The organism is Streptomyces sp. CG 926 (genome assembly GCF_003148825.1).
In the GTDB taxonomy this organism is placed as follows: Bacteria; Actinomycetota; Actinomycetes; order Streptomycetales; family Streptomycetaceae; genus Streptomyces.
On sequence record NZ_QGGZ01000002.1, the window covers coordinates 24,343 to 46,556 of the forward strand.

Sequence of the window (22,214 nt, forward strand, 5' to 3'; positions counted from 1 at the left end):
GCCCTTCGGACATGACCACCGACCAGACGACCTGGGAAGCGGCGGTACGGCACCTCTACGAGGACGCGTTCACCTTCAGCGCCACCGGTCCGCGCGCGCACGAGGACTGGCGGGCCGACGTGCTCGCCGTCATGGCGCGCGCCGTACCCGACCCGCGCGGCTGGGCCGGGCTCGACGACACCGCGAACGAACGCTCTCCGGAATACCCCGACTTCCCGTTCTGCCGTCCGGCCCTCCAGGCCGATCCGTCCCGCCCGCTCACCCCGACCGACATCGGGGAACGGCTGCACGAGATCAACCGGGCGAGTGCCGAGAACCTCCTCCTCGCGCTCACCGACGGCGGCTGCACCCTGCGGAACCTCGAAAGGTTCACCGAGGGCTTCGACGAGCTGCACGACATGGCCCGCACCATCCTTGCCCGCTACGGGGACACGTTCACCTGCTACACCAACGTCACCGTCGGCGCGCGCAAGGACGACACGCTGGACTTCGGGGCGTCCCACTGGGGCTACACCCCGATGACCTTCTACGGGGAGGACTGCGGCCTGGTCGTCGTCTCCGACACCGAGGTCGGGCTGTTCTGGGCATTCGACGACATCTGATCCCTGAGAGGAGGAATCCATGCCGACCCGATCCACCGGGGCCGCCACTTGGGAAGCCGCACTGGTGCGGCTCCTGGACGACGTCTACACCTTCGCTCGGAGCGGGCCCCGGCTGCACGAGGACTGGGCCGAGGACGTCCGCGCCGTCACGCAGCGGTCGGTCGCGGACCCGCGGGGCTGGTCTGACCGGGAATGGCAGATCGACAAGGCTGGTCGGGAGGGCGGCTATCCCTTCCACCCGTTCCGCGCGCCGACCGCAGAGGACCTGCACGCGGGGCTCCGGCCGATCACGGCCGGCGCCGCCGTCGAGCTGCTCGCCTCGCTCGCGCAGGAGTGGTTCTTCGAGGACTCCCCGGTCCGGTTGCGGGAGGACCGGGACGCGGTGCTCGCGGACGCCCGGACTCTGCTGGACCGGTTCGGCCCCGATGCGGCGTTCTGGACCTCCTCCCTCCTCGCCCGCACCTGCGACGCGCCCGACTTCCTGGCGCGGGAGCTCGAAGGCGGCCACCCCTTCACCGACTACATGATGGACCTCGGCCTGATCGCGGTGTCCGCGGACGAGGTCGGCGTCTTCTGGTCGTTCAACGCGAATTGAGACAATGATCCGATGCTGACCCGATCCGCCACCTACCCCGACCGGGAGACCGCCCAGTGGGCCACCCAGCAGGTGGTGACCGCCAACGAGCAGGTCATCCACCGCTGGCTCGCCCAGGGAACCCGGGCCCGTCTCACTCTTGAGGCCGCCTGGCCGTCCCGTGAGGAGCCCGTCGGCCGGGTGCAGTTGGAAGCGATGCTGCTGGCCGGCCAGGGACCCGTGGAGGTCCGTGCCGCCCGTGTCGTGCTGCGCCGTGAGCCCGCCAGTCCGCACGGTTTCGTCGTCCAGACCACCGTCCCGTTCTACCTGTAGAGGCAACCGACCGTGTCCATGAAGCCCCTCGAACACGACCGGCGCTACGGCGAGCTGGATCAGGTGATGCGCGCCTACCTCGGCCGGCAAGGTGAGGACACGGCTGAGCGGCGCAGCCGTGCGCTCGACGCCTATCTGCGCCACACCTGGCACACCCGCCCCTGGGCTATCGCGGAGGCGGAGCGCCAGCTGCGCGAGTACGGCCGTAACCCTCCGGGGCGCCTGCGAATCGAACTCGACGAGTTCTACGCCGTCCCCGACGTCGGGATCCCCCAGTCAGCCATCGGTGACTGGCTTCTCGTGCTCGCCGACTACCTCAAGCAGAGCGTCGAGGGCGGCGAGGTGCCGCCGCCGGCCACCCCGCAGACGCACTGGGAGTGGCACGCACGGTTCCCGGAGACCGGGCAGCTGCTGGGCGGCTGGTTCTCGCAGGACATCGTCGACGAGTTCCCCGACCACGAGGCCGCGGTCGCGGACTACGCTGCCACCACCGACCCACAGCTCGTCGCCCGCCTCGTCGGCGAGCTCCACGAGCTGCTCGCCCTCCCACTCGACGAAGGCGACTACGCCTTGGCCGCCGCGGAGCTCGGCATGGAGGTCAATCCGCCCGCGCCGTTCTCGTACGGAGCGTGGTTCCGGACGGTGGCGGCGACCCTGACCGGGGGCTGACCGCCCCGGAGCCACCGCTCGCGTTCGTCCCTCCCCGAGCGCACCCTGGAGGGAAGGGTGACCCCCTGGAGGTGATGCACCATGGCCACGCTCGTCGGGTGGCATGTGGAGCTCGAATTCACCGAGGAGGGCCACCGCACCAGTGCGGCGGCCCTGGTCAGGCTCGGGGACGGCTCCGAGATCAAGGCGCGGGGATATGCCTTGCGTCATCCCTCCGACCCGGAGCAGCTGAGGGTCGGGGAAGAGATCGCGGGCGCTCGTGCGCTCATGGATCTCGCGTCGCAGATGCTGCAGAAGGCCCACGCCGAGATCGATGAGGCCACGGGCCGTCATTCCTACCCGCTCAATCGCTGAGCGGCGGGCTCACAGACCCGCTGAGGGGTTCCGATCGGAGCTCGTCAGCGGGTTCTGCCGCGGAACAGGACCGTCGCCGAGGCCATGGCCACGGCGGTGATGCCCGCGCACCAGCTCAGGGCCGCCCAGGGGGCGCTGCCGGCGGGCTGCGCCAGGAGCAACGCCCGCAGGGATTCGATCACCGGGGTCAGTGGCTGGTGGTCGGCGAAGCCGTGCAGCCAGCCCGGCATGGTGTCGATGGGGACGAAGGCGCTGGACGGGTACGGCAGGAACATCATCAGGAAGGTGAAACCGCCCGCCGCCTCCGGCGTCCTGGCCAGCAGCCCGAGCGCGGCGGCCAGCCAGGAGATCGCCGTGATGTACGTCAGCAGCAGCCCGGCCGCGGAGAGGAAGGCCGCCGGTCCGGCCTGGGGCCGGAAGCCGATGGCGAGGGCGACGGCGAGGACCAGGGTGGTGGAGACCAGGTTGCGCACCACGGAGGCCGCGACGTGTCCGGCGAGGACCGGGATGCCGCCGATGTCGAGGGTACGGAAGCGGTCGATGACGCCGGTCGTCATGTCCTCGGCGACGCTGACGGCGGTGGAGGCCGCGCCGAAGCCCGCGCAGAGCAGCATCGCGCCGGGCACCACGTACGTCACGTACGTGGTCCCGGTGTCGATGGCCCCGCCGAAGAAGTAGACGAAGATCAGCATCAGCATGACGGGCAGCATCAGGGCTGCGATCAGCGCGTCCGGCCGGCGGCTGCTGATGCGCAGGCTGCGGCCGGCCAGGGCGAGGGCGTGCACGGGCACGGTGGTCATCGGTCGGCTCCCGTCAGGGCGAGAAAGACGTCGTCGAGGGTGGCGCTGCGCAAGGTGAAGCGGTCGATGTCGGTGCGGCCCGGGTCGAGTTCGTCGAGCAGGGACCGGACGTGGGCGGCGGTGCCGTCGGTGGGCAGGCCGAGGGTGAGCTCGTCGGGGGCGAGGTGGACGGCGCGCGGGGCGAGGGCCTCGTAGGCGGCGGTGGTGGCGAGGGTGAGGTCCAGCCGGTGTCCGGCGACGCGGGACTTCAGCTCGGCCGGGGTGCCCTCGGCGGCGATGCGGCCGCCCGAGAGGACGGCGACGCGGTCGGCGAGCTGGTCGGCCTCCTCCAGGTACTGGGTGGTGAGCAGGACGGTGGTGCCGTCGGCGCGCAGTTCCCGTACGAGCTCCCACAGGTCCTGGCGGCTACGCGGGTCGAGGCCGGTGGTCGGCTCGTCGAGGAAGATCACCTCCGGCCGGGAGACCAGGCCGGCGGCGAGGTCGAGGCGCCGGCGCATGCCGCCGGAGTACGTCTTCGCGGTGCGTCCGGCGGCCTCGGCGAGGCCGAACCGGGCGAGCAGCTCGTCGGCGCGGGTCCGGGCGGCGCGCGGGGAGAGCCCGGCCAGGCGGCCCATCATGCGCAGGGTCTCGGTACCGGTCCGCAGCTCGTCGACGGCGACGAACTGGCCGGTGAGGGCGATGAGTTCGCGGACCCGGGAGCGTTCGCTGACGGTGTCGCGCCCGGCGATCCGAACGCTGCCGGCGTCGGCGGCGGTGAGGGTGGCCAGGATCCGGACGGTGGTGGTCTTGCCCGCGCCGTTGGGGCCGAGGAGGGCGAGGACGCTGCCGCGCGGGACGGCGAGGTCGATGCCGTCCAGGACGCGGAGGTCGCCGTAGGACTTGGTCAGGCCTGTGGCGTGGATGCCGAGGCTGCCGGAGGCGTGCGTGGTCATGGGGAGTGGTGCTCCCTTCCCGTCTTCTGCGTATGCCTTACGCTCTTCTGTGTAAGTCATACACAGAACTAGGATGGGGGTCAATCGAGGAGTGGGCGGTCATGGCGGACGAGGACAGCGGCACAGGGCTCCCGGCGAGCCTGGAAACGGCCTGGGGTCTGCGCGAACGCCCCGGCAAGGGGCCGCGCCCCACGCTCACCCTGCCGAAGATCGTGGACGTGGCGGTGGCGCTGGCCGCCGCCGAGGGGGTCGACGCCGTCTCCATGGGCCGCGTGGCCAAGGAACTGGGCGTCTCGACGATGTCCCTCTACCGCTACGTCGCCGCGAAGGAGGAGCTCCACGTCCTCATGGCGGACGCGGGCGTCGGCGCCCCGCCGCCACTGCCGCCCGAGGCACAGGGGTGGAGCTGGCGCGAGCTGCTCACCGACTGGGCGTACGCGCAGCGGGCCGTCCTGATGGCCAACTCCTGGATCCTGCGCATCCCGATCACCGCCGCGCCCGTCTCCCCCAACCAGCTGGCCTGGATGGACCGGGGCCTCGCCTCGATGGCCGGCACCGACCTGGAGGAGAGCGAGAAACTCTCGACGATCATCCTGATCGGAGGCCTCGTACGGAACGAGGCCACGACGGCCGCCGACATGACGGACGCCGTCATCAAGTCCGGGACCGCGCCGGACCAGGCGCTCGGCCGGTACATCCGCACCCTGCGGCTCATGACCGGACCGGACAGCCACCCCGCGGTGACGCGACTGCTGGCCTCGGACGCGTTCAGCGGCTCCGAAGAGCCGGACTTCCGGTTCCGTTTCGGCCTGGACCGCATCCTGGACGGCCTGGCCCCCCTGACGTCAGAGCGGCGGCAGTAGATCGCTCTCGCTGACGGTGTACGTCAGCGGCGGGTAGACGAAGTCCACCTCTTCGTTCTCGCGGCGCCGCAGCCGGTAGAACTCGCGCCCCTGCTCCTCGTCGGCCGATGTCAGGCGCGCACCCTGCGGCAGGTATGCGTGTCCGTCACGAAACCGGACGAGGGTCTTCGACGTCCGGAACGTCACGCCCAACCACTGGTTGTCCGTCGCCGGGACGGACGTGTCCAGCACGATCTTGTGGGTGAACCGCCGATTCGATGCCACGGAGAACGCGACGACACCGTTGTGGCCGAGAGGAATCTCGAACGCGTCGCTCCCACCGCCCGCCTTCGACGCGAACATCAGCTTCCGCGATGGACCCGCCTCGGGATTCCGGTAACAGGAGAAGACGGCGATGAAGGACCCCTCGGCCAGATCCAGGGCTTGATCGGAATGACCGCCCATCGTCCGGTACGCGTCCGTGTAGCGCTCGACGAGAGCGTTGTTGAAACCGATCGGGATCGCCGTCTGTTCTTGGATCCGCTGCGCCAACCGTTCGTGCACCGCGCGGAAAGGCTGCGCCGGACTGCCGTACCGCGTGGTGGTACGCACGAGAGGCACGCCCTGCGCCTCGTCGATCCGGGTGAGCACGGCACCCTGCCGGCCCTTCCCCACGTCTTCCAGCCGAGCCGACGCGGACAGCTCCGCGAAGAGATCCTGATCGGCCGGGAACGAGTGCGAGATGATCTCGTCCGAGATCCTAGACACGGGGGGCAACGTAGTCTCCCGTGTTCATGCTGAAGAGGAACTTCCCGCCGTAGTCGATGAAGGACGAAGTCCTGTTCTCCTCGGCGTACAGCCTGCGCAGCTCGTCCATGCCCTCCGGTGTGGGCGGTCCCAACTCCACCGGATCGCCGCCCGCCTTGAGGAACGTCCGACCGTCCTTGTGAACGGCTTCGGCGTTCGAACAGCGCACCACGTACCCGAGGCGGGTCGGGAGCACATCGGCGCCCAACGTCGAGGGCCGGATCTCGTGCGTATAGAGGCGGTTGGTGGACAACGGCATGAAGAAGACGGAGCCGGGATAGAGGGTCAGGTCGAACTGCGGGGGGAGTACGACCCCGTCATGTTCCGCTTCCGCCATCGGCTCCTTGAGGCGGAAACGAAGTTGGGTCAGCCCGCCAGCACGCTTCAGGCCGTAGTCGAAGGCGTCATCGGCCAGGGGTCGCAGGTGACCCAGCCCCTCATAGAAGGTGCAGAAGGCCATGACGCCGTTGAGGGGCATGTCCTTCGTCTTGTCGGCATGGGCCGAAATCCTGGCCTTGGACTGCTTGCGCTCGGCCGTGGCACCGGTGTTGTGGTAGATCTGCGCGAGCACATGATTCAGCGGCGCCTGGCCCCGGAAAACGGTGGCGGCCTCGCGATTCAGAGCCTCGACGATGAGGGTGTCGGTCGCGCGAAATCCCTCGGTCGGCCCCGACAGATTCGTGGAACACCGCAGCAGGCGGAAATGCAGCTCGTCACCGCTCTGCTCGACGGGCGTCAGATAGATGCCGCTGCGATGGGCCGTACCAGGCTTGGTGGACTCCGTCAGGGACTGGAAGGCGTGCTCCGCCCGGATCCGCCCGAAGTGATCGGCGTCGAGATCGAAGAAGCGGCGGTAATACACGCCGGCGCCGTGCACCTGGATGGGAACCCGTCCGACATCGACCAGGGTCCAAGGTGCCGCCTCGATGTCCCCGTCGTAGCCGTGCGACAGCTCCCGGACGACGAACACCCGCTCAGCCGCCGATAGTTGGCGGACATCGACCCCGGACACGTCGCCACACAGGTAGACGGTCTTGCGCGCGAGGTCGGGGGAGCCGGAGGCGAGGTCCTCCGGTGTGATCGTGGACCCGAAGAAGTCCCTGATCAGGTCGCTGCCGTGCAATGCCGACGGCGCGACCAGGATGTTGCGCGCGTCATCTATGCAGGCTTCCGCCTGCTCTGCCGGGTACATCGAACGGCACCTGCCCTTTCCGAATCCGTGGCTATCGAGCCAGCCAGCCGGTCAACGCCGCCCAGCTCGCCGGCGCGAGCGCCAGGATCGGCCCGTCCTGCACCTTCGAATCCCGGACGTGCACCAAGGCCGCCGGGCCGGGGGCCACCTCGACGCACGCGTCGCCGTCGCCGCCGCTGTAACTGGACTTGAACCACTTCAGTTCGGTGCTCATAGCTCTCCTAGCAGGCGGTCCAACAAGCCCTGTGTCTGGACGGTGTTGAGGGCCTGAGTCCGCAGCATCGCATATCGGCGAGCCATGATGCTGACATCGTCGGGGTCTGAGATGAGCCTGCTGCCACGTTGACTCTCCGAGTATCCGAGGTGCTGGTGGGCGGGGGTTTCCAGGAGGATGAAGGGGCCGTCGAGGGCTGCGTGGGTGGACTGGTCCAATGGCATCACCTGGATGGAAACATCCGGCAGTTCCGTACAGGCGAGCAGGTGCCGAAGCAGTTCCTCGTGTACTTCTCGGCCGCCGATGCGGTGGCGGACGGCAGGCTCCCAGATGACGAAGCTGAGGGTCGGTGGCGTCTTGCGGTGCAGGATCTCCCGCCGCGCCATGCGGCGGGCGGTCAGATCCTCGATCGTTTCCTCGGGGTGGGCCGGGACGCGGCACTTGAAGAGGGCCCGGGCGTAGCGCTCTGTCTGCAGTAGCCCAGGAACACGCTGGCCTTCGTACCAGGACAAGGCGATGGCTTTGAGCTCAAGGGATAGATACTCCTCGGCCCATGGCGGTGTCGTGTCGATGTCGGGTAGCTCCAGTGCCGCCACGGTCAGCAGTCCCGGCAGCCCCAGGTGCAGGTCCATCAACTCGGCGACGTTCGGCATCAGGGCCCGACGGCCCTGTTCGATCGACGCGATGGTCTCCGCATCGAGCCGGACCAGCTCACCGAGCTGCCGCTGCGTCAGGTTCTTGGCGGTGCGGGCGGCGGCCACCTGCGTACCGACCATCTTCATGGTCGTCGCGTTCGGCCGTACTCGTTTCCTCGGTGGCATGACAGCGAACTCCCCACCCACGCATGCGGAATACCCCGTGCGGACCCGTACTCATCAAGGAGTACGGGTCGGCGCTCAGCCACACGCTAGTCACGGAACGCGACGATCGTCCGGTGAATCCAACTATCCAGGCAGCGCTCGTCCGCGAACGTCTCTACCTGCGCTCACCCCGAACCGTCGCAGCTGCGCGGCAGTTCACACGTGACACCTTGCACGCATGGGCAGCGCCCGAACGCCTCGACGACGTGTTGCTCTGCGTGAGCGAGCTGGCCACCAACGCCCTGCGGTACGGCGTCCCGCCGAGCCGCGGCTATCTGCTGCGGATGTACGGCTTCGAGGACGCGACCGTCCGCGTCGAGGTGCACGACAGCGGGCCCGGGTTCTCGCGGATCACCGAGCGGCCGCACGGTCACGGGCTCACGCTCGTCGCCGCGCTCTCCGACGACTGGGGGGTGTTGGCCCGGACCCCCGGGAAGGTCGTCTGGTGCGAGTTCCGCTGCGCGGCCACCTGGGCCGCCGCCCAGGCCGCCGCGAGGCAGACCGGGGTGTAGAGCGCCAGGTTGAGTACGTAGAAGGCGCTGTCCGCCGGGCTGTCGAGGAGGCCGGCGGCCCAGCCCAGGCCCGCGAGGCCCCGTACGGCCAGGCCGGCCGCGACCGCCCCGGTGACGGCGCGGGTCGCCCGGCCGTCGCGGCCTCGGGTGTGGGCGAGTACGGCGGTGGCTCCCGTCAGCAGCACGGCGGCCAGGGGGAGCACCGTGCCCGGCCCGAAGGAGGTGTCCAGGCCGAGGACGGCCAGGGACAGGCTCCGTTCGTCGGGGGCGGGCCAGGTCGCGCCGGTGGCCCAGTACAGGTGGACCAGTCCGTCGGCCGCCAGTAGTGCGGCCACAGCCGTTCCCGCGCGCTTGTTCCTCATGTGAGCCCCCTTCGTGATGGACGAACCGTCACCGAGAAGGAGGAGGCCCACAGGAGGAACATTCCTGTGGGCCCGGTCACATCAGGCGGGCTGCTCCGTGACCGTCGAGGTGATGACGGCGAAGGGGCCGCCCTGCGGGTCGGTCATGACGGCCATGCGGCCCGCCACCATGTCGAAGGCGGGGGCGAGGACGGTGGCCCCGGCCCGTACGGCGGCGGCCTGGATCTCGTCGACGTTGTCGACCTGGAAGTACGGCAGCCAGTTCGGGGGAGTGCCGGGGGGAGCCTTGTCCAGGTTCATCATTCCGCCCACCACGCGACCGGAGGCCTTGAACTCCGTGTACCCCTCGGCGCCGGGCATGTGGGAGGCGGCCGTGGTGATCGGCAGGATGGCGGAGTAGAACGCGGCGGCGGCCGGGACGTCGCTGGTGCTGAGCTCGTTCCAGATGAGGGCGCCGTGCTCGTTGACGATGCCTGCGCCGTCGAAGGAGCCCGGCTGCCAGAGGCCGAACACGGCACCGGTCGGGTCGGCAACGACGGCCATCCGGCCGAGGTCCATGACGTCCATCGGGCCCATCATGACCGTGCCGTGGGCGTCGGTGACGGCCTTGAGGGTGGGATCGATGGCGTCGGTGGCCAGATACGTGGTCCACACGGTCGGCGGCATCGGGTCCGGGACGGTGCCGTCCGGGTTGCTCGCCTTCATGATGCCGGCGACCGGCCGGCCCTTGAGGGTGCAGACGGAGTAGCCGCCCTGTTCGGCCGGGCCGACCTCGCCCTGCCAGCCGAACAGGTCGCAGTAGAAGTCGAGGGCGGCCTGCTGGTCGGGGACCATCAGGTCGATCCAGCAGGGAGTGCCGGGCTTGTAGGGGCCGTTCATGTCGGGCACGGAGGCCTCCGATGGTGGGTGGGGGGAAGGACGGGCCGTCCCCTACCCGGCCCGTACGGCCCGAATCGGGCCGTACGGGTGAAACCGGGTGGGGCGGCGTCAGTTGGTGCGGCGGCGGCGACCCGTGCCGGCGACCAGCGCGGCGCCGAGGGCGAGGGTTACCCCCGCGCCGTTCAGGGCCCAACTGGTGGCGGGGTCGGCGCCGGTGGCGGCCAGGGCGCTCCCGCTGGGGGTGGCGGTGGCGGTGGTGCCGGTGTTGCTCCCGCTGCTGATCGGGGTGCTGCCGGTACCGCCGTTCGGCACCGGCCCGTTGCCGCCGGGCACGCCACCCGGGGTGTTGCTGCCGGGCGTCTGGCCGCCGGGGGTGCTGCCGCCCGGGGCTTCCCCGCCGGGGGTCTCCCCGCCCGGGGTGCTTCCGCCGGGAGTCTCACCGCCGGGCGTGCCTCCGCCCGGGGTCCCTCCGCCCGGGGTCTCCCCGCCCGGGGTGCCTCCGCCGGGAGTCTCACCGCCGGGCGTGCCTCCGCCCGGGGTCCCTCCACCGGGAGTTTCCCCGCCCGGGGTGCCTCCGCCCGGGGTCCCTCCGCCCGGGGTCCCGCCTCCGGGGGTCTCGCCGCCGGGAGTGCCTCCGCCCGGGGTCTCCCCGCCCGGGGTCCCGCCTCCGGGAGTTTCCCCGCCGGGGGTCCCGCCACCCGGAGTCTCCCCGCCGGGGGTCCCTCCGCCAGGCGTCTCGCCGCCCGGGGTGCCTCCGCCGGGAGTTTCCCCGCCGGGGGTGCCTCCGCCGGGCGTCTCGCCGCCGGGGGTCCCGCCGCCCGGAGTCTCCCCGCCCGGGGCCGGGGCCGGTTCCAGGAGGGTGGTCAGGCGGCGGGGGGAGCGGGAGCCGGCCCACGGTGGGGGTGTCTCCGCGTCGATCTGGGACGTGCCCCAGGCGAAGAAGGAGACCGAGCCGGTCGGGGCGTCGGCGGCGAAGCGGACGCGGACCGGGACGTCGAAAGCCGCGCCCGCGCCGATCGGGCCGCGTACGAGGCCGCCCGCGAAGAAGTAGCCGTCCTCGTCCGAGGTGATCTCGACGGACTGCCAGGCCGCCGGCTGTCCGTCCGCGGCGGGCCGAAGGACCTCGACCGTGATCTGCGAGACCTGCATGGAGACGAAGTCGGGCCGGGCCAGCACCAGGCCCAGGTCGAACGCGGCCAGCTCGCCCTTCCCCGCGTTGTCGACGCGGACGGAGAGTTCCGTCCAGTCACCGCCCGCCCGTACCGATTCCGGGACCCCGCTCACCGTCAGGGCGGGCCCTTCGACGTGCACGGGGTCCTCGTCGCCGCCGGGCGCGCCCGTGATCCTGGTCGCGTACGAGGACGTGGGGGAGCTGCCCGTGGAGGTCCCGACCCGGCCCGTGCCGTCCGCCGTCAGGTCGAACGGCACGACGGGGGTGTCGGCGGCGAAGCTGATCCGTACGTCGATGGTCCGGATCTGGCCGGCGGGGACCGCGGCGGCGCTGCCGAGGGCGTAGCCCAGCGTGGGCGCCGCGCTCGGGACCGACGCGGCGGCGGTCCAAGCCCCGCCCGCGGTGCGGTACTCGACGTGGACCTGGGACGGCCCGAACTGTCCGGCGGCCTGCGAGACGCCCAGCATCGGGGTGTAGTCGTCGACCGCGACGTGGCCCGAGTTGTCGACGGTCACGGTGAGCGGGGTCCAGCTGCCGTCGGCGGTGAAACCGGCCGCCGGGATGCCCTGGACCGTGACCTCGGGCCCCATCAGGATCCGGTCGGACCCGGTGTCCTCATCGGCTTCGAGGGCCTCGGGCGCGGCGGCCTGCGCCGGCGTCTGGGCCGGTGCCTGCTCCTGTGCCTCGGGCGCGGCCGGCGCCGCGGGTGCGGCCGGTACCGCCACGGCCTGTACGGCGGGCTGCTGCGCGCCGGTGTCCTCGGCCGGTGACTTCTCCTCGGCCTGCCCCCCGGTCTTCTGCTCCGGCTTCGCCGGGGCCTTCTCCGCGGCCTTCTGCTCGGCCTTTTTCTCGGCCTTCTCCTGTCCCTGCCCCTGGTTCTTCTTCTCCTTCGCCGGGGCCTGCGCCTCGCCTGTCGGCCCGGCGGTGTCCGCGGGTACCACGTCCGGCGCGGTCACCGCCGGATGCTCCTCGGCCATCGCGGGTGCGGCCATCAGGAGTGTTTGGCCGGCCACCGCGGCTGCTGCCACGACGGCCATGCGCTTGAACTGCATGCTCTTTACCTCCCCGGGCTCCGGACATGTCCGGAGCCACCCCAAACCCCTTGGGAGGCGCCAAGGTTAGTGAGGCCGGCGGGGCTTGCAGAGGGCTACAGGATTGCGAAATATGTACGGTCCCTCCGCCGCCCGTGTCCACGGGGCCGCGCGGCCCCGTACGGCCCGGGTCGGGCCGTACGGGTGAACGCGTGTCGTGCCTCAGGCGGTGGTGCAGCGGCGGCGACCGGTGCCGGCGACGATGGTCGTCAGGCGGCCCCTGGAACGCGAGTCCGCCCACGGCGTCGGGGTGTCCGGGCCGACCTGGGACGAGCCCCAGGAGAAGAGGCTGACGGCGCCGAAGAGGCTGCGGAGATCTCGGAGGTCACGAAATGCGTACGGCCCCAGCAGCAGCTGCCGGGGCCGTACGTATTTGGCGCGGGTTGAGCGGGTTGCGCGAGACCGAGGTCAGAGCTTCTCGGGCGTGCGGATACCGAGGAGGGACATGCCCTTCGTCAGCGTGCGGGCCGTCAGGTCGCACAGGAAGAGGCGGTTCTCGCCCACCACCAGCTCCGGCTCCGGCTTCACCACCGGGCACTGGTCGTAGAACGTCGTGTACAGCGACGCCAGCTGGTACAGGTACGCCGCCAGCTTGTGCGGGGCGTGCTCCGCGGCCGACTCGGCGATCAGCTCCCCGAACTGGTCCAGGTGCAGACCCAGCGCACGCTCGGCCGGATCCAGCTCCAGCTCCGGGTGCGCGACCGGCTTGCGGTCGCCCGCGTTGCGCAGGATCGACTTGATCCGGGCGTACGCGTACTGCAGGTACACCGAGGTGTCGCCGTTCAGCGCGACCATCTGGTCCAGGTCGAACTTGTAGTCACGCGCCGCCGAAGTCGACAGGTCGGCGTACTTCACCGCGCCGATACCCACGTACTGGCCGTTCTCGACGATCTCCGCCTCGGTCAGGCCCACCTTCGCGGCCTTCTCCCGTACCACCGCCGTCGCCCGCTCCACCGCCTCGTCCAGCAGGTCCACCAGCCGGACCGTCTCACCCTCACGGGTCTTGAACGGCTTGCCGTCCTTGCCGAGCACCGTGCCGAACGCCAGCTGCACGGCCTTGACCTCGTCGTTCAGCCAGCCCGCCCGGCGCGCCGTCTCGAAGACCATCTTGAAGTGCAGCGACTGACGGGCGTCGACCACGTAGATCAGCTCGGTCGCGCCCAGGTTGCCCACCCGGTCACGGATCGCCGACAGGTCGGTCGCCGCGTAGCCGAAGCCGCCGTCCGACTTCTGCACGATCAGCGGGGTCGGGTTGCCGTCCGGGCCCTTGACGTCGTCGAAGAAGACGCACAGCGCGCCGTTGGAACGGACGGCGACGCCCGAGTCCTCCAGCAGCTTGCAGGTCTCCACCAGCATGTCGTTGTACCCGGACTCGCCGACCACGTCGGGGTCCTGGATGTCCATGTCCAGCTTGTCGAAGACCGAGTAGAAGTAGATCTTCGACTCGTCCACGAACCGCTGCCACAGGGAGAGGGTCTCCGGGTCACCGGCCTGGAGGTCCACCACCCGGGCCCGAGCCCGCGTCTTGAACTCCTCGTCCGAGTCGAAGAGCGCGCGCGAGGCCTTGTAGAGCCGGTTCAGGTTGGACATGGCCTCCTCGCCGGAGACCTCCTCGTCCGACTTGTGGTCCAGCTCGTGCGGGTGCTCCAGCAGGTACTGGATCAGCATGCCGAACTGGGTGCCCCAGTCGCCGATGTGGTGGCGACGGACCACCTTCTCGCCCGTGAACTCCAGGATCTCCACCATCGCCGCGCCGATCACGGCCGAACGCAGGTGCCCGACGTGCATCTCCTTGGCCACGTTCGGCTGCGCGTAGTCGATCACCGTGGTGCCCGGGTTCGCCGCGAGCGGCACGCCGAGGCGGTCGTCGCCGGCCCGCGCGGCCAGCGTCTCGACGATCGCCCGGTCGGTGATGGTGATGTTGAGGAAGCCGGGGCCCGAGACCTCGATCTCCTGGATCAGGTCACCCGTCGGGATGCCCTCGACCACGGTCGCCGCCAGCTCGCGCGGGTTGGCCTTCGCCTTCTTCGCGAGCGCCAGGATGCCGTTGGCCTGGAAGTCGGCCCGGTCGCTTCGTCGCAGCAGCGGGTCCGCGGCACCGGCCTCCGGCAGGGCGGAGGCAAGGGCGTCCGCGACGCGCTGATTGACGGAAGAAGCGAGGGAAGGGACCGAGGCCATGAGCTGCCGTTCCTGTGAGGTTGTGCCGGTGGGTGCACTTGGTTGTTCCGACAAGTGCCGAGTATCCCACGGAGGGACCGACCGGATTCCAGCATTTCCCCGCCGCTACGGTGACGCCATGGACCGGATCACCCTGCCCGGAGCAGCGAATCTCCCCGACGTCGGACCGCTGGAACTCCGCGCGGCCGGCTCCGGCCGGCCCGAACGCCGGCCCGAACGCCGAGCCGCGACGTACGTCCGCCGTGCTGCTCGTACGGCGGCCCGCTCGTGCTGATGCCCACGGCGCCGGACGCCACGTAGCCGCAGATCCTCGCCGCCGCGCGGCGCCTCGGACGGATCCCGCTCGCCGCCGAACGACAGGTCCGGTGCGGCCCGGCAGGCAACCCCGAAGCGGCCCCTTCCGTCTGGGAGAATGGCTGAAGCCAGCATTCGAGATAGAAGGACGTGTCGTGGCTCAGAGCAGCACCGAGACCGACTGGGTCTCCCGTTTCGCGGACGAGGTCATCGCCGAGGCGGAGCGCCGAGCACCCGGCAAACCTGTCGTCGTCGCGTCCGGACTCTCCCCCTCCGGCCCCATCCACCTGGGCAACCTCCGCGAGGTCATGACCCCGCACCTGGTCGCGGACGAGATCCGCCGCCGGGGCATCGAGGTCCGCCACCTCATCTCCTGGGACGACTACGACCGGTACCGCAAGGTGCCCGCCGGCGTGCCCGGCATCGACGAGTCGTGGGCCCAGCACATCGGCAAGCCGCTGACCTCCGTGCCCGCGCCGGCCGGATCCGCGTACCCGAACTGGGCCGAGCACTTCAAGGCCGCCTTCGTCGAGGCCATGGCCGAGATGGGCGTGGACTACGACCCGATCAGCCAGACCGAGCAGTACACGACGGGCGTCTACCGCGAGCAGGTGCTGTTCGCGATGAAGCACCGCGGCGACATCGACGCCGTCCTCGACCAGTACCGCACCAAGCAGAAGCCCGGCGGCAAGAAGCCCCAGCAGAAGCAGGTCGACGAGGCCGAGCTGGAAGCCGCGGAAGGCTCCGGCGCGGCCGCCGAGGACGACGGCAGCACCGGCGAGGGCGGGTACTTCCCGTACAAGCCGTACTGCGGCCAGTGCGGCAAGGACTTCACCAAGGTCACCTCGTACGACGACGAGACCACCGAGATGACCTACGTCTGCACCGAGGACGAGTTCACCGAGACGGTCAAGCTCAGCGAGTTCAACCGCGGCAAGCTCGTCTGGAAGGTCGACTGGCCCATGCGCTGGGCCTACGAGGGCGTGATCTTCGAGCCCTCCGGCGTCGACCACTCCTCGCCCGGCTCGTCCTTCCAGGTCGGCGGCCAGATCGTGCACATCTTCGGCGGCGAGCAGCCGATCGGACCGATGTACGCCTTCGTCGGCATCAGCGGCATGGCCAAGATGTCCTCCAGCAAGGGCGGGGTCCCGACCCCGGCCGACGCGCTGAAGATCATGGAGCCGCAGCTGCTGCGCTGGCTCTACGCCCGCCGCCGCCCCAACCAGTCCTTCAAGATCGCCTTCGACCAGGAGATCCAGCGGCTCTACGACGAGTGGGACAAGCTGGAGGCCAAGGTCGCCGACGGCTCCGTCCTGCCCGCCGACGCCGCCGCGCACACCCGCGCCGTGCGCACCGCCGCCGCCGAGCTGCCGCGCACCCCGCGCCCGCTCCCGTACCGGACGCTCGCCTCCTTCGCCGACATCACCGCCGGCCACGACGAGCAGACCCTGCGCATCCTGACCGACCTCGACCCGACGCAGCCCCTCACCTCCCTCGACGAGGTACGGCCGCGCCTGGACCGCGCCGAGAACTGGATCACCACCCAGGTCCCGGCCGACCAGCGGACCCTCGTACGCGAGGACGCCGACACCGAGCTGCTGTCGTCCCTGGACGACGAAGGCCGCGAATCGCTGCGGCTGCTCCTCGACGGGCTCGACTCGCACTGGTCCCTGGACGGGCTGACCACCCTCGTCTACGGCGTCCCGAAGGTCATGGCCGGCCTCGAACCCGACGCCAAGCCCACCCCGGAACTCAAGGTCGCGCAGCGCACCTTCTTCGCACTGCTCTACCGCCTCCTGGTGACCCGGGAGACCGGCCCGCGCCTGCCCACCCTGCTGCTGGCGGTGGGCGCCGACCGCGTGCGCAAGCTGCTCGCCGTCTGAGCCGCTCGGACCGAAGTACATGCGGAAGGGCCCGCACCCCTCGGGGTGCGGGCCCTTCCGCATGTACTTCCGACCATCACCGTGAGGCGACCACCGTCACCGTCAGGCGATGTGCTCGGCCTCGCGGTCCTTGTTGTACCGCAGCTTGAACGCCGGGATCATCCGGCGCAGCAGCGAACCGCTGCGCGGGTGCGTCACGCCGTAACCGTCCGACAGGTGTATGTCGAGCGCCTCGACCGACGGGTAGTCCTGCTTCTCGTCGGACAGCGCGCAGAACACCTTGTACGCGGCCTCCGCGAACTCGGCCTCGTCCGGCGTCTCGGGACCGTCCGCCGGAGCCTGTGCCGGGACCTCCTCCTGGCGCGGAGCCGGGATCGGCAGCTCCTGCTGCGCGGGCCGCTCCTCGTCCGGGCCCATCGGGGGCAGGACCGGGGTCGGCTCCAGACCCTCCACGTACTGGGGGTTGTAGCCACCCTCGTACGCGGCCTGCGGCGCCAGCGGAGCGGCGAACCACGCGCTGTTGTGGGCCGCGGGCATGGCCGTCGGGTCCACCGCGAAGGCCGGCGGGGCGTGCTGGGCGACACCGGGAGCACCGGCCGGGCCCTGCTGCGGCTGCGGCTGCCCCGGCTGAGCCTGCTGCCCCGGCTGCCCCTGCGCGACGGCCTGCTGCGCCTGCTGCGCCTGCTGCGCCGGCCCCGACACCGCGGCCGCCGGCGCCAGAGCCTGCTGGAGCTGCTGCTGACCCTGCTGCTCCACCGGCGGCAACACCGCCGGCTCGATGCCCGTCGCCGCCAGCGCCTCCGCGGTCGTCTCCGCGAGCGGCACACCGATCTTGGCCAGCTTCAGCGGCATCAGCGCCTCCACCGGAGCCTTCCGCCGCCACGAACGCCCGTACCGCGCCTGCAGCCGAGCCTGGTAGATCAGCCGGTCCTGCTCCATACCGACCGCCTGCTCGTAGGAGCGCAGCTCCCACAGCTTCATCCGGCGCCACAGCTTGAAGGTCGGTATCGGCGACAGCAGCCACCGCGTGATGCGCACACCCTCCATGTGCCGGTCCGCGGTGATGTCCGCGATCCGACCCACGGCATGCCGGGCGGCCTCCACCGTCACCACGAACAGCATCGGGATCACGGCGTGCATCCCGACACCCAGCGGATCCGGCCAGGAGGCCGCACCGTTGAACGCGATCGTGGCCGCCGTCAACAGCCACGCCGTCTGGCGCAGCAACGGGAAGGGGATCCGGAGCCACGTCAGCAGCAGGTCCAGCGCGAGCAGCACACAGATGCCCGCGTCGATACCTATCGGGAACACCAGCGAGAAGCTGCCGAACCCCTTCTGCAGGGCGAGGGCACGCACCGCGGAGTACGAACCCGCGAACCCGATCCCCGCGATGACCACGGCTCCCGCGACCACCACGCCGATGAGTATCCGGTGCGTACGAGTCAGTTGCATCGCGGCCACCCGCGATCCCCTCCCCTTGTCGAGCACATACCGAGCGCAGACTGCCGGCGCTGCGTACCAGGCACTTACCGCGCCTTTACCGAGCGGCAGCAGGCACAGCGTACGGGTGACCCGATGTCAACGCCCAAGGCGGCCCCGCCCCGCGACCGTTCCTACTGGGGCTGCGGGGACTGCGGCTGCTCCGCCGGCGCCTTGTTCGCCGCGCCCACCGAGGTCACGGCCTCCTTGGCGGCAGCGATCGCGTCCTGCAGCAGCTTCCCGTGGTCCGGCGCCGCGGCACCCTCCAGCCCCGCACCGTTGTAGTCGAGCGTGACCACCACGTTCTGGGTACGCGCCACGACCGTCGTGTTGTAGTGGTCGTTGCCGTCCTTCTTCACCGTGTAGACGACCGACGTCCCCTGGTCGCCGACCTCACCGACGGCCTCCGCCTTCGGGTTCTGCGCGCCCTCGGCGGTCTTCGCCGCCTCGACCTCCTTGTTGTACTGCTCCTCGGCACGCTTGCTGGCGTCGCCGAGCGTGGCCTGGGAGTCGTAGCGGAAGAAGGAGAGCGACAGCCAGCGGTACTGCGAACCCTTCAGACCGTCCTCGTCCAGACCGTTCCAGGAGCAGCTGGCACGCGTGGCCAGGTCGTTCGACTTCGGCGCCGTCCCGGCCTTGTCCTTCGACTCCGGGACGAGCGTGTCTATCGTCGGCGTCCCGAGCGCCTTGCACGGATCCGGGAGCGCGGCGAAGGCCGGCTTCTCCAGGGTCTTGGACGACTTCGGGTTCGGCTTGGAGGACGAGGAAGAGGACGAACCGGACTTCTTCTCCCCGTTCGAGCCCGACTCCTTGCCCGAGTCGGACGAACACCCGGCGACGGTGAGGATCACCGGGACGGCTGCGCAGGCGAGAACGCGGGTGAGGCGCGAGGCTGATCGGTGCATGGTTCCTTCAGTACGATTGTCGGTTGTTCTTCGGACGCGGGACCCGGGCAACGGTAGCCCGATCGGGTACCCGCCTGCTGTGCGCGCCATCACGCGAGAGCGTGGCGCGCACCACTCACTCGGTGAGACGCTCGGCCAGAGCCTGCGCCAACTGCTGTGCCCTGTCCTGGGTTTCGGCGCTCGGCGGCACCGTTCCGGGCAGCGCCGGCTGCACGCTGTACTCGATGGTGACGATGACGTTCGAGGTACGGAACACAATGCGCACGGTGCGGGACTGCGCGGCGCTGGCCCCGGCGGGACTGAGTTTGTCCTCCAGGAAGGCGTCGCTGCCGAGGTCCTCCAGGACCCGGGATCCGAGCTCGACCGGGGCCGACGGGCTCGCGGCGGGGGACGCCGGCGCCCCGGGGGCCGCGGGCACGCTCGGGTTCGGTGCCGCCGGGGTCGGCGCGGCGGGGGTCGGCGCGGCGGGGGTCGGAGCCGCCGGGGTGGGATTCGCGGTCGGGCCGGGGAAGGGCAGCTTCGCGTCGGTGAGCCGGCGTACGTAGACCTGCTTGGCCTTGTCGTCGTCGCTGCTCGTGGTCCGGTCGTACGAGACCACTCGCTCGAAGCCGACCGACAGCAGCCGGGTCTCCTCGGGGCTCTGCCCGGTCCAGCGGCAGCCGACGTGCCGGTCGCCGTCGTACGAGGTGTCGGCGACCCCGGCGTACATCTGGTCGCGCTGTTCGGGGGTGAGGCTGTCGCCGGCCGGGAGCATGCCCTTGATCTTCTTGCTGTCGACGCCTGCCTTGCAGGGCGCGGGCAGACTGCGGTACTTCCCCGGTTGGGCGGGCGCGGCGGAGCCGCCGCCGGCCTTCGAGTCGCTGGTGCTTCCGCCGCCGCTCCCGCCGGTGCACCCGGTCAGACCGGCCGCCCCGGCCGCGAGCGCGGTGAGCATCGCGATGCCTGGCAGGACTCGCCGCCGTACCGCCTTGCGCTGCACGTCCACTGGCTCCCTTCGACCGGCGGGCCCCCGACGGTCAGGAAAATACGTTGCCGCGACTTGGGCGCGGCTGGACACAATGTCTATCGCACACGCTGGTGCCGGCGCCGGTCTCCTGTCGTATTTGGGATCAAGAGCGAGGCTTTTGCGCATTCTGACTTTTCTGTGGTTTTCGGGGGATTGATTCCTTATGTCGTACGTAGAGGTACCTGGGGCGAAGGTCCCGATCCGGATGTGGACCGACCCGGCGTCGGTCGAGGACAGCGCGATGCAGCAGCTGCGCAACGTCGCCACCCTCCCCTGGATCAAGGGCCTGGCCGTCATGCCGGACGTCCACTACGGCAAGGGCGCCACCGTCGGCTCGGTGATCGCCATGAAGGACGCGGTCTGCCCGGCGGCGGTGGGTGTGGACATCGGCTGCGGAATGTCGGCGGTGAAGACGTCCCTGACGGCGAACGACCTGCCGGGGGACCTGTCGGGCCTGCGCTCGAAGATCGAGCGGGCGATCCCGGTGGGGGCGGGGATGCACAAGGAGGCGGTGGACCCGTCGCGGCTCTACGGCTTCTCGGAGGCGGGCTTCGGGGACCTGTGGGAGCGCTTCGACTACGTCACGGATGCGGTGAAGTTCCGGCGTGACCGGGCGATGCGGCAAATGGGAAGCCTTGGCCAAGGAAATCACTTTTGTGAGGTTTGTATAGATGTGTCCGGTTCGGTGTGGCTCATGCTGCACTCGGGGTCGAGGAACATCGGCAACGAACTGGCCGCGTTCCATATCGAGGTGGCACGGGGGCTTTCTCATAACCAGGGCCTCGTGGACCGGGACCTCGCGGTCTTCCTTGCGGCCACGCCGGAGATGGCGGCGTACCGCAACGATCTCTTCTGGGCCCAGGAATACGCGAAGTACAACCGCGCCGTGATGATGAGCCTGTTCAAGGAGGTGTTCCGGAAGGAGTTCCGGAAGGCGAAGGTCTCCTTCGACCGCGAGATCAGCTGCCACCACAACTACGTGGCGGAGGAGCGGTACGACGGGATGGACCTGCTGGTCACGCGAAAGGGCGCGATCCGTGCCGGCAGCGGTGACTACGGGATCATCCCGGGTTCCATGGGCACGGGCTCGTACATCGTGAAGGGGCTCGGCAACGAGAAGTCCTTCAACTCGGCCTCGCACGGAGCGGGCCGGAAGATGAGCCGGACGGCGGCGAAGAAGCGGTTCTCGGCGCGGGATCTGGCGGAGCAGACCAAGGGCGTCGAGTGTCGCAAGGACTCGGGCGTCGTGGACGAGATCCCGGGTGCCTACAAGTCCATCGAGCAGGTCATCGACCAGCAGACCGACCTGGTCCAGGTCGTGGCCAAGCTCAAGCAGGTCATCTGCATCAAGGGCTGAGACCCGGGCGCGGATGTCGGGGGAATGGAGGGGCCCGGCCCGGTCGTCACGACCGGGCCGGGCCCCTCCGTCTTACCTTCTAAGCCTTGCCGGTACGCAGGCGCCAGAGGCGCATGGCGCAACTCTGCGCGGTCCGGTCGAGCGCGACTGCCGCCCCCGCGGGGTCGTTCAGGCGCAACAGGGCCTCGTCGTCCTTGGGAGTCCAACGGCGGCGGGGTGCGGCGACCCGCATGTCCGCCGGTCGAACCCAGCCGCGGATCTCGGAGGCCTTGGTCTTCTTACGCTCCAGGCCCAGACAATCGTCGTAGTACAGGTGCGCGGCCAGCTCCTGTGCCGCCTCCTTGGTGTACAGGATGTTGTAGATGCCGTCTCGTGCATTGCGCTTGATGGTCCGATCCGCTCCTGTGATCTTCTTGGCGAAATGGCACAGGTAGGCACCCAGTGCGGTGCTGGCGGTGGTGAGCGAGACGAACGGAAGACCCTTGCCGGTGAAACCTACGGATCCGTCGGCGTCGAGTACCCCTCGCAAGTAGTCGCGGCGGGAGAACTCGATGCGCGGCGGCCTGATGATCGTGGACTTCCGTCCGTAGGGGATGCCGAGTTCGTTGATCACGCTTCGGGCTTCGAGGGAGCACAGGGTCCAGGTCGCGGAGCTGTGCGACTCGGTGAAGTTGGTCGCGCGAGTGCGCTCGGTGATGGAGCTGTAGTACGGGGTGAGGGCCTGGAAGTCGCGCAGGATGTGGATGTCGCGCTCGCTGATCTCCACAGTCAGTCGGCCCTTCTGTCCCGCTCCGTGTGCGAGGTGCCCGTCGGCCTGAAGGAAGCCGAACATGTAGGCATACCGCGGGTCCGTGAGGTCCATGAAGCGCGCGACGGCGCTAGGGTCCTGTTCAGCCATGAGGAAGTTCCGTTCCTTCG

23 protein-coding genes and 1 pseudogene are annotated in these 22,214 nt (G+C 70.1%); 10 read left to right on the forward strand and 14 right to left on the reverse strand.

Annotated elements, in window-relative coordinates:
• Positions 1-11 precede the first annotated feature (11 nt).
• The 5 genes from BCL76_RS05090 to BCL76_RS05110 all read left to right on the forward strand — a co-directional run bounded on the left by BCL76_RS05090 (position 12) and on the right by BCL76_RS05110 (position 2,532).
• Positions 12-602, forward strand: coding sequence for a hypothetical protein (locus BCL76_RS05090; RefSeq protein ID WP_109778368.1), 591 nt, complete (start codon positions 12-14; stop codon positions 600-602).
• Positions 603-621: 19 nt separating this feature from the next.
• Positions 622-1,197, forward strand: coding sequence for a hypothetical protein (locus BCL76_RS05095; RefSeq protein ID WP_109778369.1), 576 nt, complete (start codon positions 622-624; stop codon positions 1,195-1,197).
• A gap of 12 nt (positions 1,198-1,209) precedes the next feature.
• Entirely contained in the window at positions 1,210-1,509 is a 300-nt protein-coding gene (locus BCL76_RS05100; RefSeq protein ID WP_030757865.1) for an RNase A-like domain-containing protein, read from the forward strand.
• 12 nt (positions 1,510-1,521) lie between these two features.
• Positions 1,522-2,178, forward strand: a complete 657-nt coding sequence (locus BCL76_RS05105; RefSeq protein WP_109778370.1) for a contact-dependent growth inhibition system immunity protein — start codon at positions 1,522-1,524, stop codon at positions 2,176-2,178.
• An 81-nt stretch (positions 2,179-2,259) separates the two neighbouring features.
• Positions 2,260-2,532: a DUF1876 domain-containing protein gene (locus BCL76_RS05110; RefSeq protein WP_109778371.1), complete on the forward strand. Its 273-nt coding sequence runs from the start codon at positions 2,260-2,262 to the stop codon at positions 2,530-2,532.
• Between the two features lie 44 nt (positions 2,533-2,576).
• On the opposite strand, the gene BCL76_RS05115 is transcribed toward BCL76_RS05110, so the two are convergent.
• Together BCL76_RS05115 and BCL76_RS05120 are read right to left on the reverse strand one after the other, a co-directional pair.
• Positions 2,577-3,332, reverse strand: coding sequence for an ABC transporter permease (locus tag BCL76_RS05115; protein ID WP_109778372.1), 756 nt, complete (start codon positions 3,330-3,332; stop codon positions 2,577-2,579).
• Positions 3,329-4,264: an ABC transporter ATP-binding protein gene (locus BCL76_RS05120; RefSeq protein WP_109778373.1), complete on the reverse strand. Its 936-nt coding sequence runs from the start codon at positions 4,262-4,264 to the stop codon at positions 3,329-3,331. The genes BCL76_RS05115 and BCL76_RS05120 overlap by 4 nt, the downstream gene beginning before the upstream one ends.
• Before the next feature lie 101 nt (positions 4,265-4,365).
• Here BCL76_RS05120 and BCL76_RS05125 point away from each other — a divergent pair, with 101 nt between their 5' ends.
• On the forward strand, positions 4,366-5,127 hold the full coding sequence (locus BCL76_RS05125) for a TetR/AcrR family transcriptional regulator (protein ID WP_109778374.1): 762 nt from the start codon (positions 4,366-4,368) through the stop codon (positions 5,125-5,127).
• Here BCL76_RS05125 and BCL76_RS05130 read toward each other — a convergent pair.
• Genes BCL76_RS05130 through BCL76_RS05145 form a run of 4 tightly spaced genes read right to left on the reverse strand, consistent with a single transcriptional unit; the run spans position 5,110 to position 8,101 of the window.
• On the reverse strand, positions 5,110-5,883 hold the full coding sequence (locus BCL76_RS05130) for an alpha-ketoglutarate-dependent dioxygenase AlkB (protein WP_109778375.1): 774 nt from the start codon (positions 5,881-5,883) through the stop codon (positions 5,110-5,112). The two genes, BCL76_RS05125 and BCL76_RS05130, sit on opposite strands and share 18 nt — an antisense overlap.
• Positions 5,867-7,105, reverse strand: a complete 1,239-nt coding sequence (locus tag BCL76_RS05135) for a hypothetical protein (RefSeq protein WP_109778376.1) — start codon at positions 7,103-7,105, stop codon at positions 5,867-5,869. Before BCL76_RS05135 ends, BCL76_RS05130 begins: the two co-directional genes overlap by 17 nt.
• A gap of 31 nt (positions 7,106-7,136) precedes the next feature.
• Entirely contained in the window at positions 7,137-7,319 is a 183-nt protein-coding gene (locus BCL76_RS05140; RefSeq protein WP_109778377.1) for a DUF397 domain-containing protein, read from the reverse strand.
• Entirely contained in the window at positions 7,316-8,101 is a 786-nt protein-coding gene (locus BCL76_RS05145; RefSeq protein ID WP_258309329.1) for a helix-turn-helix domain-containing protein, read from the reverse strand. The genes BCL76_RS05140 and BCL76_RS05145 overlap by 4 nt, the downstream gene beginning before the upstream one ends.
• Positions 8,102-8,163: 62 nt before the next feature.
• On the opposite strand from BCL76_RS05145, the gene BCL76_RS05150 reads away from it, so the two are divergent.
• Positions 8,164-8,691 carry an ATP-binding protein gene (locus BCL76_RS05150; RefSeq protein WP_109778378.1) on the forward strand — a complete coding sequence of 176 codons (528 nt, stop codon included), beginning with the start codon at positions 8,164-8,166 and terminating at the stop codon, positions 8,689-8,691.
• Positions 8,692-8,717: 26 nt separating this feature from the next.
• On the opposite strand, the pseudogene BCL76_RS39595 reads toward BCL76_RS05150, so the two are convergent.
• The 4 genes and pseudogenes from BCL76_RS39595 to argS all read right to left on the reverse strand — a co-directional run.
• Positions 8,718-9,053 (reverse strand): annotated as a pseudogene (locus BCL76_RS39595) (DUF3995 domain-containing protein); the annotation flags it as partial.
• A gap of 81 nt (positions 9,054-9,134) precedes the next feature.
• Positions 9,135-9,932 carry a VOC family protein gene (locus BCL76_RS05160; RefSeq protein WP_109778860.1) on the reverse strand — a complete coding sequence of 266 codons (798 nt, stop codon included), beginning with the start codon at positions 9,930-9,932 and terminating at the stop codon, positions 9,135-9,137.
• Between the two features lie 108 nt (positions 9,933-10,040).
• Entirely contained in the window at positions 10,041-12,155 is a 2,115-nt protein-coding gene (locus BCL76_RS38785) for a hypothetical protein (protein ID WP_181382442.1), read from the reverse strand.
• A 447-nt stretch (positions 12,156-12,602) separates the two neighbouring features.
• Entirely contained in the window at positions 12,603-14,372 is a 1,770-nt protein-coding gene (gene argS / locus BCL76_RS05170; protein ID WP_109778379.1) for an arginine--tRNA ligase, read from the reverse strand.
• Positions 14,373-14,490: 118 nt separating this feature from the next.
• Between argS and BCL76_RS38790 the strand changes: the two genes are divergently transcribed.
• Together BCL76_RS38790 and lysS are read left to right on the forward strand one after the other, a co-directional pair.
• Positions 14,491-14,646, forward strand: a complete 156-nt coding sequence (locus BCL76_RS38790; RefSeq protein WP_181382443.1) for a hypothetical protein — start codon at positions 14,491-14,493, stop codon at positions 14,644-14,646.
• 175 nt (positions 14,647-14,821) lie between these two features.
• Complete coding sequence (gene lysS, locus BCL76_RS05175) at positions 14,822-16,549, forward strand: lysine--tRNA ligase (protein WP_109778380.1); 1,728 nt, start codon at positions 14,822-14,824, stop codon at positions 16,547-16,549.
• Positions 16,550-16,651: 102 nt separating this feature from the next.
• Here lysS and BCL76_RS05180 read toward each other — a convergent pair whose 3' ends face one another.
• The 3 genes from BCL76_RS05180 to BCL76_RS38460 form a co-directional block, all read right to left on the reverse strand.
• Positions 16,652-18,010, reverse strand: a complete 1,359-nt coding sequence (locus BCL76_RS05180) for a DUF2637 domain-containing protein (RefSeq protein ID WP_181382444.1) — start codon at positions 18,008-18,010, stop codon at positions 16,652-16,654.
• Between the two features lie 152 nt (positions 18,011-18,162).
• Positions 18,163-18,933, reverse strand: a complete 771-nt coding sequence (locus BCL76_RS05185; protein ID WP_109778381.1) for a DUF3558 family protein — start codon at positions 18,931-18,933, stop codon at positions 18,163-18,165.
• 115 nt (positions 18,934-19,048) lie between these two features.
• Complete coding sequence (locus tag BCL76_RS38460) at positions 19,049-19,912, reverse strand: DUF3558 domain-containing protein (RefSeq protein WP_258309331.1); 864 nt, start codon at positions 19,910-19,912, stop codon at positions 19,049-19,051.
• A 190-nt stretch (positions 19,913-20,102) separates the two neighbouring features.
• Here BCL76_RS38460 and BCL76_RS05195 point away from each other — a divergent pair, with 190 nt between their 5' ends.
• Positions 20,103-21,296, forward strand: coding sequence for an RtcB family protein (locus tag BCL76_RS05195; protein WP_109778383.1), 1,194 nt, complete (start codon positions 20,103-20,105; stop codon positions 21,294-21,296).
• A 79-nt stretch (positions 21,297-21,375) separates the two neighbouring features.
• Here the strand turns inward: BCL76_RS05195 and BCL76_RS05200 are convergent, their stop codons facing one another.
• Entirely contained in the window at positions 21,376-22,194 is an 819-nt protein-coding gene (locus tag BCL76_RS05200) for a hypothetical protein (RefSeq protein ID WP_109778384.1), read from the reverse strand.
• Positions 22,195-22,214: the final 20 nt, after the last annotated feature.